9 protein-coding genes are annotated in these 15,228 nt (G+C 46.1%); 5 read left to right on the forward strand and 4 right to left on the reverse strand.

Going from position 1 to position 15,228, the window contains the following annotated elements:
* The 4 genes from KUA46_RS13805 to KUA46_RS13820 all read right to left on the reverse strand — a co-directional run bounded on the left by KUA46_RS13805 (window position 1) and on the right by KUA46_RS13820 (window position 8,393).
* Window positions 1-438 carry a transposase gene (locus KUA46_RS13805; protein WP_089543290.1) on the reverse strand — a complete coding sequence of 146 codons (438 nt, stop codon included), beginning with the start codon at window positions 436-438 and terminating at the stop codon, window positions 1-3.
* A 305-nt stretch (window positions 439-743) separates the two neighbouring features.
* The gene (locus tag KUA46_RS13810; protein ID WP_218487451.1) at window positions 744-2,390 is read right to left on the reverse strand and encodes a DUF5597 domain-containing protein; all 1,647 of its coding nucleotides are present in this window, start codon (window positions 2,388-2,390) and stop codon (window positions 744-746) included.
* Complete coding sequence (locus KUA46_RS13815; RefSeq protein WP_218487452.1) at window positions 2,383-4,389, reverse strand: alpha-glucuronidase; 2,007 nt, start codon at window positions 4,387-4,389, stop codon at window positions 2,383-2,385. The genes KUA46_RS13810 and KUA46_RS13815 overlap by 8 nt, the downstream gene beginning before the upstream one ends.
* An 83-nt stretch (window positions 4,390-4,472) precedes the next feature.
* A complete protein-coding gene (locus tag KUA46_RS13820; protein ID WP_218487453.1) occupies window positions 4,473-8,393 on the reverse strand; it encodes a hybrid sensor histidine kinase/response regulator transcription factor in 3,921 nt (1,306 codons plus the stop codon).
* Between the two features lie 256 nt (window positions 8,394-8,649).
* On the opposite strand from KUA46_RS13820, the gene KUA46_RS13825 reads away from it, so the two are divergent.
* The 5 genes from KUA46_RS13825 to KUA46_RS13845 all read left to right on the forward strand — a co-directional run bounded on the left by KUA46_RS13825 (window position 8,650) and on the right by KUA46_RS13845 (window position 15,202).
* Window positions 8,650-9,852, forward strand: a complete 1,203-nt coding sequence (locus KUA46_RS13825; protein WP_153139637.1) for an SGNH/GDSL hydrolase family protein — start codon at window positions 8,650-8,652, stop codon at window positions 9,850-9,852.
* 65 nt (window positions 9,853-9,917) lie between these two features.
* Window positions 9,918-11,351 (forward strand): MFS transporter, encoded by a 1,434-nt coding sequence (locus KUA46_RS13830; RefSeq protein ID WP_022121255.1) that lies wholly within the window; start codon window positions 9,918-9,920, stop codon window positions 11,349-11,351.
* Window positions 11,352-11,388: 37 nt separating this feature from the next.
* A complete protein-coding gene (locus KUA46_RS13835; RefSeq protein WP_153139639.1) occupies window positions 11,389-12,513 on the forward strand; it encodes an endo-1,4-beta-xylanase in 1,125 nt (374 codons plus the stop codon).
* Window positions 12,514-12,559: 46 nt separating this feature from the next.
* A complete protein-coding gene (locus KUA46_RS13840; RefSeq protein ID WP_118085853.1) occupies window positions 12,560-13,522 on the forward strand; it encodes a glycoside hydrolase family 43 protein in 963 nt (320 codons plus the stop codon).
* A 279-nt stretch (window positions 13,523-13,801) separates the two neighbouring features.
* Entirely contained in the window at window positions 13,802-15,202 is a 1,401-nt protein-coding gene (locus tag KUA46_RS13845; RefSeq protein WP_153139642.1) for a DUF5687 family protein, read from the forward strand.
* Window positions 15,203-15,228 lie beyond the last annotated feature (26 nt).

Raw genomic sequence — 15,228 nt, forward strand, 5'->3', positions numbered from 1 at the left:
TTACTGTTTGGTACCAGATTTTTTTCTCACAGGAATATTGAAGGTTTCTTCTGCGAGGTCAATCATGGTGGAGAATGCCTTAGAGCGAAGCTTCTCTAACTCCAAAGCCTTGCGGAGACGCTTAATCTCTGCATCTTTCTCTTTCAACTGTTCATTTGTTGTCTTTGCCATATCGTCACGGTTTTGGTCTTCTGGCGGCAAAGATAACAAATCTTTTTCATTTAAGAACTTATCCATCCAAGAAAATAGCACTGTACGACTGCTTATATAGTATTTCTTGATGATTTCTTCTGCTGGGAGCCCACTCTCCATATACTCTCGAACTATCATGATACGATCATCATCTGTAAAAGAGTAGCTATTCAACTCTACCTCACGGGTCTCAAACCAACCAGTGTCCTCATTATACACACGTTCAATTCTTGTCTTACGTTTCATTGTCACTTCTGTTTGTTCCTAAGTGACAACCTTTTTCAGGGAAGTACATAAATCGAGAATTCTGTCGTAATCTCAGAAAAAAAGCAAGATTACGACAACTTTTAAACGAGAAATCTGTCGTAATCTCAGGAAAAAAGTGAGATTACGACAGATTTTCATGATTTTTCTCTTTAAAAGATTAATTATCTTGTTTCGTCTTTACTAATCTGTGGATGGATTAGAAATCAGAAACGCTTACGGCTGTGATAGGCACGATGCGGAAGTTGTCCAGTGCAGATTCCCTTTATACCTTATTATATATATATTTAGTATTCGTATAGCTTGATGTGAAGTATTTTGTTGTCTCCACATGAGATGCGGGCATGGCGCCCCTGGTGGTTCTGATCGCCATTATCACGACGAATAAACTGTAATTTGCCGTTTTTGTCTACTTCAACCTGGTCTACATATCCGATACCGATACGCTTGCCTTTGAAAGTAGCGGTTCGTTTCTTTGTTTCGGTTCCACCGTTGTCAACAAATCCGTCCTCACCAAGTTTCTTTTCTTCAGCTTGTGCTTTTTCTGTCTTGCTCTGGAAAACTACGACGATTCCATTACCTGTTATGATGTATTCGTTCTTGGCTAGTTTCACGATTAAGCCACCGCCTTCTGGCCATTTACTTCCATCTGTAGCGCGAGGATCCCATGGTAGCGTGAAGAAATGACGGCAGGTCATGGTAATATTTCCATCTTCAATGATGCGCTCTTTATCTTCCTGATCGAAGAGTAAACCCCAGTTTTTTCCCTTTCCCTGATGCTGAAGTAGGATAGGAGAGAGTTGGTCGATAACCTTATATGAACGTCTGAGATTGTTCTTCACCTTGTAGTTAGCTTCATCGAGAGCAAACGGACTGAAACTGATGGCATCTGTTTCGCCGAAGGTATAATATGCCTTTACGCCGCTATTGATATCGCATTTCACTTCTGGAGTGAAGAAAGGATTGTCGGCACGCTTGTATTTCTCTACCCATCCCTTGTAACCGGTATCATAGATATCTGGTGCAAAGATGTCGATACTTGGTGCACCGCATTTCCAGATGTCAATCAGATGGGCAAGTGGTCCGGCAGATGGATATTCGCCTGGTTTTCTGCCACGACTGTTCATTGCTGCATTTACATACATCGGAATATTGTAGATGGCTTTGCCTGCTGAGGCTAGCTGCTCTACATACTTGGCATAATAATATGCTTGGAATTTCTCGTCAGCATAACGGTCTGTTCCGAAAACTTCTGCCCATGTACCTTTCTTCTTGAGCTTGAGTGCCTTGAGCAATGAAGCAGGAACGGGTTGTCTGTAAGCTTTTTCGGCAAGAGGAGAGTGGTCGCGGGCAGATTCGAGCATGCCGATTTCGTTTTCTACCTGCATCATGATAACGGTATTCTCCTGACTGTCTACTGCTTTAATGTGCTTCATCAGTTCGCAGAATGCTCGCTTGTCTGCTTGAAGCAGGTTATCGCTGAAGGCTGTGCATATCTCTAATGGCTTGCCATTCTCTGTGAGTGAACGAGGGAAACGCTTGGTGTTTTCCTTTACCCATAGTGGAGCATAGCAGCTCATGGAGTTCTTCCAGGCACCAAACCATAGGAAGACAATCTTCAAGTCATGCTTACGGGCAGTTGTGATGACGCTGTCTACGAGTGCAAAATCATATTTGCCCTCATTAGGTTCTACAAATTCCCAATATGCAGGAACGAAGACAGAGTTGACTCCGCTATTCTTCATCTGTTTCAATGCTTTCCTGATGTCGGCAGGACTCGTTGCGGCAGAGTTGCTCAACTCACCAGCCAGGAGAAGCATCGGCTTGTCATTGACAACAAGCTGGGTTGCAGAGCCTTGCTTCTGCAGTTTCACTCCAGCTTGTATGTTGATGCAGCATAATAATGCAAGAAAAGATAATACAATCTTATTCATAAATCTTCATTTTAGAAAAGGTTTGAAAATACTTGAGACAGGTATTGCGCCATTCCTTTGCATTCTCCAACTGTACATTGAGCAGAGAATCTGTATGTTGCCATTCCTGCTCGTGCCCCTTCATATACTGCTTGGCTGAGGTATGCCAGAAGTCGCGGTAAACTTCTACCATCGCCACACCCATGTTGTACTTCATGCAGAGTTCCTGCCAGAGGGTGCTGCCTGATTTCATCTTGTAAGTCCAAGGCACATGATGGAACCAGAGAAGATATTCTTCAGGACAGGTCTCGATGTTATCATACAGACTGCGATATGGTTCTGGGTACTGACCGACAGCATCTGTACCTTTGGATGACCGGTCGAAACCTACACCCTGAGCATCAGCCTTGTGATAGTAGACCGGACACCATTCCAAAGGATAACTTGCGATGAAACCATCTGGCTCCGGACCGTAGTGGTGGTCGAACTTGAAGATGTGGTGCAAACCCAAAGGCATCATATAGTTGACGCAAGCTTCGCGCGAAGTCATCATCATCATCTCTACCGGTTTGGTGAATCGCTCGTCCTGGTTTTCGTAGGTCTGTACGAGCCATTCGTGAGCAATCTCCTCGGCTGTAAGTGAAGGATTCCATGCCAATCTGCCGAAAGCATACCAGTTAGCCTGAGAGAACGGATGACCGCACCAGTTGGCATCATCACCGATATTGGCTACACCTGAGATTCCAACCAGTCTGTCTGGATTAACAAAGCCAAAGAATTCCTTCCACATTGGAGCGAGATAGGTGAGGTGCTTAGACTGACCAAGATATTCCTGGGTAATCTGAAGTTCTGCTATCTGTGGAGTCTGTTTGATGTTGTCGAAGATAGGAGCGTATGGCTCACGAGGCTGGAAGTCGAGCGGACCATTCTTAGACTGTAGAATTACGTTGTCACGGAACTTGCCATCCATACCTTTGAATTCGCTGACAGCTTGCTTTACACGGTCTTCTCCCTTATGGTTAGCACCATATACAAAGCTTCGCCACATGATGATGCCTCCGTATGGTTTGACAGCATCGGCAAGCATGTTGGCTCCATCGGCATGTGTGCGGTGGTAGTCGCCAGGACCAGGCTGTCCTTCAGAATTGGCTTTTACGAGGAAACCGCCAAAGTCAGGGATGGTAGCATATATCTCTTTTGCCTTCTTCTTCCACCACTGCTGAACCTTCTTATCCAGTGGGTCGGCAGTCTTGGTGTAGCCTAAAGCCATAGGCGAAGCGAAGTTGATGCTGAGGTATACCCGGATGCCATAAGGACGCAGGATGTTGGCGATGACCTTCACCTTATTAATATATTCTGCAGTCATCATCTTTGGCGATGCATTCACATTGTTGAGCACGCTGCCGTTGATGCCCAAAGAGGCGTTGGCACGGGCGTAGGTGATGAGACGGTCGTGCAGACTCTTGCTGATGCTGCCGCCCTTACCGTTTTTGCCGAGTTTGATTTCTTCCCATTTGAAGATGCTCTTTCCGGCATAGCCACGTTCGATGCTGCCATCGAGATTATCCCAATGGTTGAGAATGCGGAGACCCACTTTTGGTTTCTCGGTCTCATCGATAGCTTTGCTGAAGTTCTGCTGATTGCCGCTACCTGTGTTGTAGGCATCGGTGTTCTGAAGTCGAATTAACTCGTAGGCACCGTAGAGCAAACCGATAGGATTGCTGGCGGTGATAGTTGCTTCGTACTGAATGTTGTCGCCTTGCTGGGCAGGACGGGCGTAGATGTTATAGCCCTCGCCCAGGTTGAGACTCTTGTCTATCTTGAGCTCAACTTTCTTGCCACGCCAGTTGTTTTCCAACTCCTGCTTGGCAATCTTGGCTGTTGCATCATCAGGCAACTGTGAGATGACTTGGCATGAGTTAGCATACTGCTTTCCGAGCCATAACTGTGAACCATCACTCTGTGCAGAAACATGGAGTGATGTAAGTACCGTAAATAATAAAATGAGGTATTTCTTCATATCTTTGCAGATCGTTAGTTTGTATTGTTATTGTTTCTGCTGCAAAGATACGAAAAAATACCTTTTATATGTATAGCGGTCGTTTATTTTTCATTTCTCTTTGTTTCAGCATACTCGCTAGGCGACATGCCATAGTGTTTTTTGAACACGGTAGAGAAGTGGGTCTGGTTGTTGAAACCTACAGAGTAGGCTACCTGCGTGATATTAATCTGCCCCTCTTCGATGAGTCGTGCCGCCTGTTCCAGTCGGAGGTTACGTATAAATTCTCCGGCAGAAACACCAGCAATCTCCTTCAGTTTACGGTGGAGCTGTGCACGGCTGATACCTACCTCCTCGGTAAGTTTCTCTACATTGAGGTCGGGATCGGCAAGGTGGGTGTTGATATATTTCATCACGCGTTCCATCAGGGCATCGTTGTTGCCCTTTACCTGAATCTGCTCAATCTTCGCCTTCTGGCCCTGTGCTCCGCTATATTTGCCGCGGATGCGTCGCACATTATCCACCAGGTTGTCGATAAGGATATGCAACTCTTCCATGTCGAAAGGCTTTGCCAGGAAAGCATCGGCTCCTCTGCGAAGTCCCTCCAACCGGTGTTCCACCTCGCTCTTTGAGGTGAGCAGGATGACAGGGATATCGCTGATGTTGCTGTTGCTCTTGATGCTCTTGAGCATGGTGATTCCATCCATCTCCGGCATCATCACATCGCTTATCACGAGGTCGTACTTGCCGGTGAGCAGCATCTTCAAACCCTCCTTGCCGTTGCAGGCACGCTCAAAGCGGTACCAGTCGCTCAGTTCGGTCTTGATGTATTGGGCAATCTCGCTGTCATCGTCAACTATCAGGATATTGAAGTTACGGTTGGCCTGTACTTTCTTTTTGGTAATCTCCTGCTCCTTCTTGTCTTCTTCTTCCAGTATCTCGCCTGGCTGCAGATGGCTGTTGCCCAGCGGAATGCTTACTTCGAAGCAGGAACCCTTGATGCCGTCGGTACGGTTGTAGGCCTTGATCTTGCCTCCGTGCATTTCTACAAATGCCTTACAGAGGTTGAGTCCGATACCGGTTCCTTCGATATGGAGACCGCTGCTGTTGTTTCCCTGATAGAAACGTTCGAAGAGGCGGTCGGTCTTCTCTTCCTTCAGTCCGATGCCTGTATCTTCTACCCTGATGGTGGCATTCTTTTCGTCTTTACCTATGATAACAGTAATCTCGCCGCCATCAAAGGTATACTTCATGGCATTGGAGAGCAGGTTGGAGATAACCTTGTCAAAGTTGATGCGGTCTATCCAAACCTTCAGCTTGCCTTTATCGCTGTTGAGGCTTTCGTCTTCTTTGAGCTCAAGGGTGATGTTGCGCTCCTGTGCATTGAAGCGGTAGAGCGATACGATGCCATGCAGGAAATCCTTGAGCGGAGTCTCCTGGCAATGGAGATGCATCTGGTTCTTGTCTATCTTTCGTTCATCAAGTATCTGGTTTACCAGAAGCAGGAGGCGCTGGGCATTGCGGTCGATGGTATCGATATCCTGTTTGCTTTCGGCATCTGTTAATCTTGTTTTCAGCTTGTTGAGCGGCCCCATGATCAATGTCAGCGGCGAGCGGATATCGTGGGTGGCATTGATGAGAAACTGCATCTTGGTCTCTTCCAGGTCTGCCTTGCGGCGGCGCTCGTATGTATAGATAACATATAGGATGACGCTTGCTATGATCAGGAGATAGAGGAGATATGCCTCGGGTGATGCATACCAAGGGTCGCATACCTTGATGTTGATGATGGTAGGATTCTTGGAATATCTGCCATTGCTGGTAGCTCTCACCTCCAGCGTATAGTCGCCCGGTTTCAACTTGTTGAATGCTACGGCATTGGCTCCCTCATTGGTGCTGTTCCATTTGCCGTCGTTGATGCGGTATTGGAAACTGATATTATCGGTGTTCCTGTAGTTGAGCAGCGAGAACTCCAGAGTGAATGAATTCTGGGAGTAAGGAATGCTGAAGTCTTTGACCATACAGTTGATTGGCTTTCCGTCGATGATGAAGTTGGTGAGATGTACATCTCCCAATTCCATCTTCTTGGCTCTGACTACGTCAGGATAGAAGGTTGTGATACCATCACTGGTTCCGAAGGCGATAAGATCGCTGGCGGTATGCATGGAAGAGCCCAGTACATACTCACGGGTAGTAAGTCCGTTGCCGTTGATGTGCCCGATAAACTGTCTGTTCTTCTGTTCGTACTGCCAGATGCCCATGGTTGTACTTACCCACAAGTCACCCTTCTGGTCTTTGATGATGCTGCAGACCTGCTTGCCTTTCAACGCTTCCGCATGAGGGAAGTTCTTCGTCTTGTTGCTCTTTCTGTCAAACAGATAGAGTCCTTCTTCGGTACCGATGATTATATCGCCGTTCTTTCCTTCGCAGATACCATTCGCCTGTTTGTCTTTCAGAATGTTGAGCCATCCGAAATCCTTGAAACTGAGCGTTCGGGTATTGAGACAGGAAACTCCATTAGAGGTTCCTATCCATAAATGGCCTGTATGATCGAGTGCCATGCTTCGCACCCAGTCGTTGCAGAGGAATCCTTTATCGCCTCTTTGCTGCATATTCAGAATGGTAACCTTGCCGCTTTCCACATTATATATATATAGGCCTTTGCTGTATACAGAAATGTAAAGGTTGCCCTGTGCATCGTCAGTCATACAGTAGATGCCGGCGCTGGTAAAGGTGAGTTTCTGCTGGTATGTACCTGTATGAGGGTTGTAGCTGTAGAGTGCGCTACCATTGCTGATCCAGTAATCGCCACGTCGGTCTTTATAGATGATGCCGGTACCTGCAGGTGACTGAGGGTGGGCGATAATCTTGCCTGAAGCATCAAAACAGAACACACCACTGTTCTGTACAGTACACCATGTTTCACCATTTTCGCCTTGTGCAATAGATGAAACGCTACTGCCGATGATGTAGTTCTGTGCAGAGAAACTCCAGCTGTTGAAAGCCTGCTGGCGCTGGTTGATCAGGTACAGACCTTTGTTGTAACATCCTATCCAGAGATTGTTGTCCTTATCTTCGATGATTTCGTTGACGAAGGCGGTAGCCAGATTGAAACTGCTGTTGCTGTTCTCCAACTGTTCTACCCTGTTGCTTCCCTTTCTGATCATGAGGACACCGTGCTCAGAGGTGCTGATATAGAGGTTGCCTTCGTGGTCGAAGGTAGCATTGTTGATGGTTACATTATTCTGATAACCGCCAAAGTCGTAGCCGGCATCAGCGATGCGGCCTGTGCGGTAATCATAATAGACGATGCCATACATACAGGCGATGAGCATGGTCTGCGGACGATGTTGGATGAAAGCCACAGGTGCTCCGCATGGCGATTTGAAGTCTTTGCGCTGCACCTTGCCTTGTTTCTTGATGAAACGGGTGAAGATAGAAAGGTGGCTACTCTGCCAGAGATAATGATGCTTATCTTCGTAGATATGGGTAAAGAATACATCAGAATCGCGCTCAGCGTATTGCCTTTCCTGTCTGATAGTGAAAAGGTCGTCTGTTCCTTTCTGGGTATTTCTGTCTTTTACAGAATAGAGACCATATCCTGCAGTACCCAGCAGGATATCGCCATTGTGACTTTCTACCATAGAATAGATACGTGGCTTTCTGCCATCAGGAAACTGGAGACGGGCGAAATCGTTCGTCTCATAATTATAGCGCATCAGTCCCTTGGCACAACCTATCCACAGATTACCTTTCTTATCTACCAGCAGGTCGGAGATAATGTTGTCAGTAATGGAGGTTGTGTCTTCTTCGTTGTGCAGATAGTTGGTAAAGCGGTAGCCGTCAAACTTGCTGAGTCCGTATTCGGTTCCCACCCAGATATATCCGTATTTATCCTGCACAATGCAGTTGATAAGCGAACTTGACAGTTTGCCCGATGTGAAGAGCTCACCACTGTCAGCCCATACCATGAGCGAGATGGTGATAGCGAAGAGTGCCGTTAGGCAATGTCTGATATGCTTCATATTTCCTGTCCGTTTTCTTGTTTAAAATAGGTTGTTACGGCTGCAAAAGTAACAAAAAACAATGAAAGAAACAAATTCTAATGCAACAAAATGTTTCATTTCTTTTTGTTTCTTTATCTTTTTGTGCCCTTTTTGCAGGTATGAAACAAATAGAAAAGTAATGGTAACTATTAAATACCTGTTATTTCATTACTTATTAGTAAATTTGCATCGTCAACAACAATAGAAACATTAAAAGCATCATAATAACAATGAAATGAATAGACAAGCAATCAAAATATTATCGCTGGCGCTCGTATTGGCTACGTCAAGTTCTGTAGCTTTTGCCCAGAAGGTATGGAAAGGATCTTGGGCTACTGCAGTGGAATGGACTGGTAAAGGAGATATGCCTAAGGAAAGCTTGAGCAACCGTTCTTGTCGACAGGTGGTTCATGTATCTTTTGGCGGAGAGGAACTCAGAGTGAAGCTCAGCAACGAGCAGAGTAAGGAGCCGGTAGAAATCAAATCGGTGTATATTGCAGATACCGATAAGAACAGCAACTGGTTTGTGAATGGTAAGACCGTGAAGTATCTCAAGTTTAATGGCAAGAAGAATGTAACCATTGCTCCTGGCAAGGCTATCTTCTCAGATGATTTGAAATATGCCTTGAAGAGTGGACAGCGCCTCACGATTACCATCGACTATGGCAAGCAGACTCCAGTGAATGCAACATCCCATCGTGGTTCACGTACCACATCTTATATAGTAAACGGTTTGCATAGTACTCCTAAACCGATGGATAAGAGTTTTGATGATGGCGAGGAGGTGGACCACTGGTACAATCTTTCTGCAATTGATGTGAAGACCGATAAGGCTACCCCTGTGGTAGCTATCCTCGGAAACTCTATTACCGATGGCCGTGGAAGTACTACTAACCACCAGAACCGCTGGACCGATTTCCTCTCGGATGCCCTGAATGCAGAGAAGCCATACGGCGTATTGAATCTCGGTATCGGTGGCAACTGCGTGGTGCAAGGTGGATTGAGCGAACCAGCCATGAAACGTTTCGACCGTGATATCCTGAGACAGACAGGCGTAGATAAGCTCATCATCTTCGAGGGAACCAACGATATCGGTAGCTGCAGCGGAAATTATGAGCATGTAACAGATACCCTGATTGCCTGCTACAAGGTGCTGATAGCGAAAGCCAAGGCTAAGGGAATCAAGGTGTATGGCGGAACCATCACCCCAACCAAGGGAAACGGCTGGTATTCTTTCTGGCATGAGGCGATGCGACAGACCGTGAACGAATGGATCAGAAAAAGTGGTGCCTTCGACGAGGTCATCGATTTCGATGAGCTGACCCGCGATCCGAAAGACCCTCAGCGTCTGAAGGCTGAGTATTCTGACGACTGGCTGCATCTCAATCCGAAGGGATATGAGGCAATGGGCAAGTTTGCCGCAGAGAAATTGAAGTAAATATATTATATGCATCTTTTATGTTATATATATAATAAGGTGTAAACTTAATGACAGAATAAAATATGGAACAGACATCTGTAACACAGGAATCTAAAGGATTCTACAAACTGAATTGGCTACAACGCATCGGATTCGGATCTGGAGACTTGGCGCAAAACCTCATCTACCAGACCATCTGCATGTATCTGTTGTTCTTCTACACCGACATCTATGGACTTAATCCTGGTGTTGCTGCCACCATGTTCTTGGTGGTTCGCTTGGTCGATGTACTCTGGGACCCGTTGGTGGGAACTTATGTAGATAAGCATAATCCGCGTTGGGGTAAGTATCGTTCATATCTCGTCCTGGCGGGTTTGCCACTCACTGTACTTGCCATCCTCTGTTTCTGGAATGGTATGGAAGGACAGACAGAAACCATCAAACTTATCTATGCCTATGTAACATACGTAGGCTTGTCTATGCTCTATACATTGATTAATGTACCTTACGGAGCCTTGAACTCTTCGCTGACTCGCGATACAGACGAGATAACCATTCTTACCTCTGTACGTATGTTCATGGCAAATGTGGGTGGACTCTGTGTATCGGCAGGTGTTCCAATCCTGGTAGCGATGCTCGCTGCAGCCAAGGATCTCCCTATCGAAATGGCGCTCTTCATGGGTTTGGGCTCTTTGCCATCTTTCATCTTTATGCCACTGGTTCCTGCCATCAAGAAAAAGGTGGGCAAGAAGAATATGTTCTACATCTTCCTTACTGTGGCTATCGTGGGTATGGCGATGCTTTATATCATCAGCAAGATGGGACCTGTAAAGGATCATATCACGCTGGTTTATATCGCTCAGTTTATCAAATCAACAGGCGTAATCGTAGCTACAGGATATATGTGGGCTCTGATTCCGGAGGTTATCTCTTTTGCAGAATTTACCAGCGGCAAGCGTATTGCCGGCATCGTCAATGCCCTGACCGGTATCTTCTATAAGGCAGGTATGGCTCTGGGTGGTGTTATTCCTGGTGCAGTTCTTGCATGGACCGGTTATCAGGCTGCAGCTGCTCAGGAGGGCAACTCTCTTCCTACCGACAGTAATGCTTGGTTTGTTGCCATGCTGATTTTTGCCCTGGTAGGTTTCGCCCTTCTGGTATTCTGCTTTACCCAAACCAAGGAACGTGTGGTAATGGATGAGAAGGAAACCAAGAATGTTAAGGTGAGTGACCTGTGGACAGAATTCTTCCATAACCGTCCTCTCCGTATCGTGGCGCTCTTCTTCATTACAGCCTTCGCCATGATGTCGGTAGGTAATGCTGCCGGTGCTTACTTCATGAACGATTTGGAGCAGCAGACTCCTCTGGCACAGGAAGGTATCCGCTGGCTGGTATGCGTAATCCCTGCCATCTTGCTGGGCTTGGCGATGTTCATCATCTCTAAATATGAGTTGACCGATGAGGTCATCGACGACATCAACAAGAAGATTGAGGCCCGACACAAGGAAGAAAACTAGAGACTATAATTATTAACGAGAAAAATAGATATAAGATATGAAAAAGATCACAACTCTGGCACTGGGGCTGATGCTTGCTTCAACAGCTTTCGCTCAAAAAGCGAACTCAGCAGCTCAAATCCCAACATTCCAGGAAACTATGGGTAAGTACTTCCTGGTAGGTGCTGCCATTAATACCGATTTGCCTAATGGACAAGACCCTGCAGGTGAGGAAGTAGTGAAGAAACAGTTTAACCAGGTAGTTGCCGAAAACTGTATGAAGGGTGAGAAGAATCATCCGGAGGTGAATCGCTTTGATTTCACTGATGGCGATAAACTCGCTGACTGGGCAGAGAAGAACGGCAAGACCTTGATAGGTCATTGTCTGGTTTGGCATTCTCAGCCACCTAAGTGGATGTTTACCGATGATAAGGGTAATCTGGTAAGCCGTGAAGTGCTTATCGGCAGAATGTATAACCATATTATGAATGTGGTTACTCATTATAAAGGTAGAGTAAAGGGTTGGGACGTTGTGAACGAGGCTTTCGAGGATGATGGCTCTTACCGCAAGTCTCTATATTATAAGATTATCGGTCCGGAGTTCATAGAACTGGCTTTCCGCTTTGCTCATGAGGCTGATCCAAACGTAGAACTCTACTACAATGATTATTCTACTTCGAAGCCAGCCAAGCGAGAGGCTATCTGCAAGCTGGTTCGCGATTTGAAGGCTAAGGGTCTCCGTATCGATGCAGTAGGTATGCAGAGCCACAATGGTTTCGATTATCCTGACTATGCTGAGTATGAGAAGAGCATCGAGGCTTTTGCTGGTGAAGGCGTGAAGGTGATGCTGACTGAGCTGGATATGAATATGCTTCCTAATCCGGAAGGATTCGGCGGAGCGGAAATCAGCCAGAAGTTTGAACTTCAGAAGAAGTACAATCCATACGTGAAGGGACTTGACAAGAAGGCGCAGAAACTCTTCAACCAGCGTTATCTCGATCTCTTTAAGATTGTAGAGCGCCATAAGGATGTTATCAGTCGTGTTACCTTCTGGGGTGTCAACGATGGTCACTCTTGGTTGAATGGCTGGCCTATCCCTGGCAGAACCAACTATCCACTGCTCATCGACCGCAACAACGAGGTGAAGCCAGTGGTGAAGGAAATCGTAAAACTCTTTAAGTAAAATCTCTTTAGATAATATTGTACATCTCTTAAAATAATAAACAACAATGAAAGCAAGATATTTGTTCCCAAAGGATTATATGGCAGACCCATCTGCCAATGTGTTTAACGGTCGCCTGTATGTTTACCCATCTCATGACTGGGATAGCGGCGAAAGCTTCGACGATGATGGCGGTCACTTCCAGATGAAAGACTATCATGTTCTCTCTATGGACGATGTGATGGATGGTGAGGTAACCGATCATGGTGTGATTCTCGATGTGAAGGATGTGCCATGGGCTGAGAAGCAGATGTGGGACAACGATGTTGTAGAGAAGGATGGCAAGTACTATCTCATCTTCTCTGCCAAGGATTATAATGGCGTGTTCCATCTCGGTGTGGCTGTGGCTGATAAGCCTGAAGGTCCTTTCGTTCCGAATGCCGACCCTATCCGCAAGTCATACAGCATCGACCCTTGCGTGTTCAAGGATGATGATGGCAAGATTTACTGCTACTTCGGTGGTATCTGGGGCGGTCAGCTTCAGTGGTACAAGGACAACAAGGCACTGAAGGATGAGCATCTTCCAGAGGGCAAGGAGAATCCGTTACCATCTCGTGTAGCCATGATGACTGATGATGTGCAGCAGTTTGCAGAAATGCCAAAGCCTGTTGTCATCGTTGACGAAGAGGGTAATGTATTGCCAGCTGATGATCCTCATCGCTTCTTCGAGGCCAGCTGGATGCATAAGTATAAGGGCAAGTATTACTTCAGCTACTCTACCGGTGATACTCATTATCTCTGCTATGCTGTAGGTGATAATCCTTATGGTCCGTTCACTTACAAGGGCGTCATCCTGGAACCGGTAGTAGGTTGGACAACCCATCACAGTATCTGTGAGTACAAGGGACAGTGGTATTTGTTCCATCACGACTGTGTGCCATCAAATGATACAACCTGGCTTCGCAGCGTAAAGGTGGCTCCTCTCTTCTATGATGAGGATGATAACATCTTGCCGGTTCAGCCTGAATAAGAGTATTATAAGTATTAGATGACATACGCTAGAGTTGACTTTTAGGTTTATAATAGTTTTGATGAATAGTTGATATATAAGTTAATGTTAGTTTGGAAGAAACGGCATCTTCGTGAGGAGATGCCGTTTTTGCGTATGTTCCTATTCTTTCTTTTCTTCTCTTTCTGTTTTCTCTTACTTTTCATCTAATGTTATTTTTAAGTTATTTCTATCATTTTGTAGGAGATTTCGGATATTTTTATTTACCTTTGTGCCCGTAAACCATAAAAAGAATAATTTATGTTGAGATTACTTTTAAGGCTTTGGTGGTTGCAGCAGCGCCGTAACTTCCACAAGCGAGATGCCTTCGTGGCGTGCTACATCATCTTCCTGTATGTGGTGATGGGCGTGAGCTTTTTTCTCAGCTTCACCGAGAATGGGGGAGAACTTGGGGGCGAAGACATGCCTGCCCTGTTGGGAGCCGGTATCGTTGTCGGTATGCTGATTCCAGACATTATCATGAAGATGGTGATGAAGCGGGATATTACGGCGATGGATGATTATGTGAAGTCGCGCCCTGTGCCGGAGAAAATCTGGAACAAGTTCCTGCTCACTACCAATCTCGTGAGTTTCTGGAACTATGTGCTTCCGGTGCTTATGCTTCCGGTATTTATCTATTTCCTGCCGGCAAGTGAGGTTGTAGCCAGCTTCTTCCTGTTCCTGGAGTTCTCTTTTGTCAACGGCATCTACATCACCTGTTACCGCAAGGCTACGGAGTGGATTCTGAAATGGCCCTTGATATTGGGATGGATGGGAATGTTTGCCGTGCTGATAGGGTATATGTTTGTGGCTTCCTTCTTCCCGGTATGGATGGGATGGGTGGGTATCTTCTTCCTTGCCGGAGCGGTATTCGCCGGACTTACCTTCTATCTTTATCACGAAAAGATTTATAACGAGCAGAAGCAGAAGGTTTCCAGGTTCCGTGGTTTCAGCCATATCAACCTCTTCAGTCTGCAATATATCGGCACATTGAGAGCAAAGCGTGTCCGTACGATGGTGATTATGATTACTGCCATCTTCCTTTTCGATGCCTATCTCTTTGCCTTGCTCCCGGCAGAAGCGGGACAGGAAATGGGGGACAAGGTGGCTATGACTACCCTCTATGTGGCGGGTGCCATCCTGCTGCCATCGGTGGTGTTGTCGCAATGGACCTTTGGCATAGAGGCAAACTTCTTCCATGGTTTGATGACCAAGCCTGTCAAGGTTAAACAGATGCTGCAGAATTGCTTCTATTATTATATGGTGGTGAGTGCTGTCGCTTTGCTGCTTACCCTTCCGTTCCTTTTCCTGCAGGCAGGAATCGGAATTCTGGTGCTTATCAGCGGTTTCTGTCTGGCAGTATTCATCAATCTCTTCAATCTGCCTACGGCACTCTTCTCTTCCCGTCTGGAGATATTCCAGACTTCCATGTTCAGCATGCAGGGAGCGAATCTGAAGATTAATCTTTATGCCATCGCCTTTCTCTTCCCGCTGGCTGGTGTCTGTGCAGTCTATTATTTCTTCGGTGAGACAGCATGGTTTATCACCTGCGTAACGCTGGCAGTCATCAGCATCGCCATCCACAAATGGTTCATCGCCAAGATTGCTGCCATCTTCGAGAAGAACAAGTATAAGCGCATGGAGAAGTTTATGGAAAGCTAAGTAAACATTAAACACTACACATTAAA

The sequence above is a fragment of the Segatella copri genome (assembly GCF_019249765.2).
Taxonomy (GTDB): domain Bacteria; phylum Bacteroidota; class Bacteroidia; order Bacteroidales; family Bacteroidaceae; genus Prevotella; species Prevotella copri_K.

Coding starts and splice junctions, on each gene's coding strand:
- KUA46_RS13840 (WP_118085853.1), top strand. CDS start 12,560: ATGAAAGCAAGATATTTGTTCCCAAAGGATTATATGGCAGACCCATCT.
- KUA46_RS13815 (WP_218487452.1), bottom strand. CDS start 4,389: ATGAAGAAATACCTCATTTTATTATTTACGGTACTTACATCACTCCAT.
- KUA46_RS13820 (WP_218487453.1), bottom strand. CDS start 8,393: ATGAAGCATATCAGACATTGCCTAACGGCACTCTTCGCTATCACCATC.
- KUA46_RS13810 (WP_218487451.1), bottom strand. CDS start 2,390: ATGAATAAGATTGTATTATCTTTTCTTGCATTATTATGCTGCATCAAC.
- KUA46_RS13845 (WP_153139642.1), top strand. CDS start 13,802: ATGTTGAGATTACTTTTAAGGCTTTGGTGGTTGCAGCAGCGCCGTAAC.
- KUA46_RS13830 (WP_022121255.1), top strand. CDS start 9,918: ATGGAACAGACATCTGTAACACAGGAATCTAAAGGATTCTACAAACTG.
- KUA46_RS13805 (WP_089543290.1), bottom strand. CDS start 438: ATGAAACGTAAGACAAGAATTGAACGTGTGTATAATGAGGACACTGGT.
- KUA46_RS13825 (WP_153139637.1), top strand. CDS start 8,650: ATGAATAGACAAGCAATCAAAATATTATCGCTGGCGCTCGTATTGGCT.
- KUA46_RS13835 (WP_153139639.1), top strand. CDS start 11,389: ATGAAAAAGATCACAACTCTGGCACTGGGGCTGATGCTTGCTTCAACA.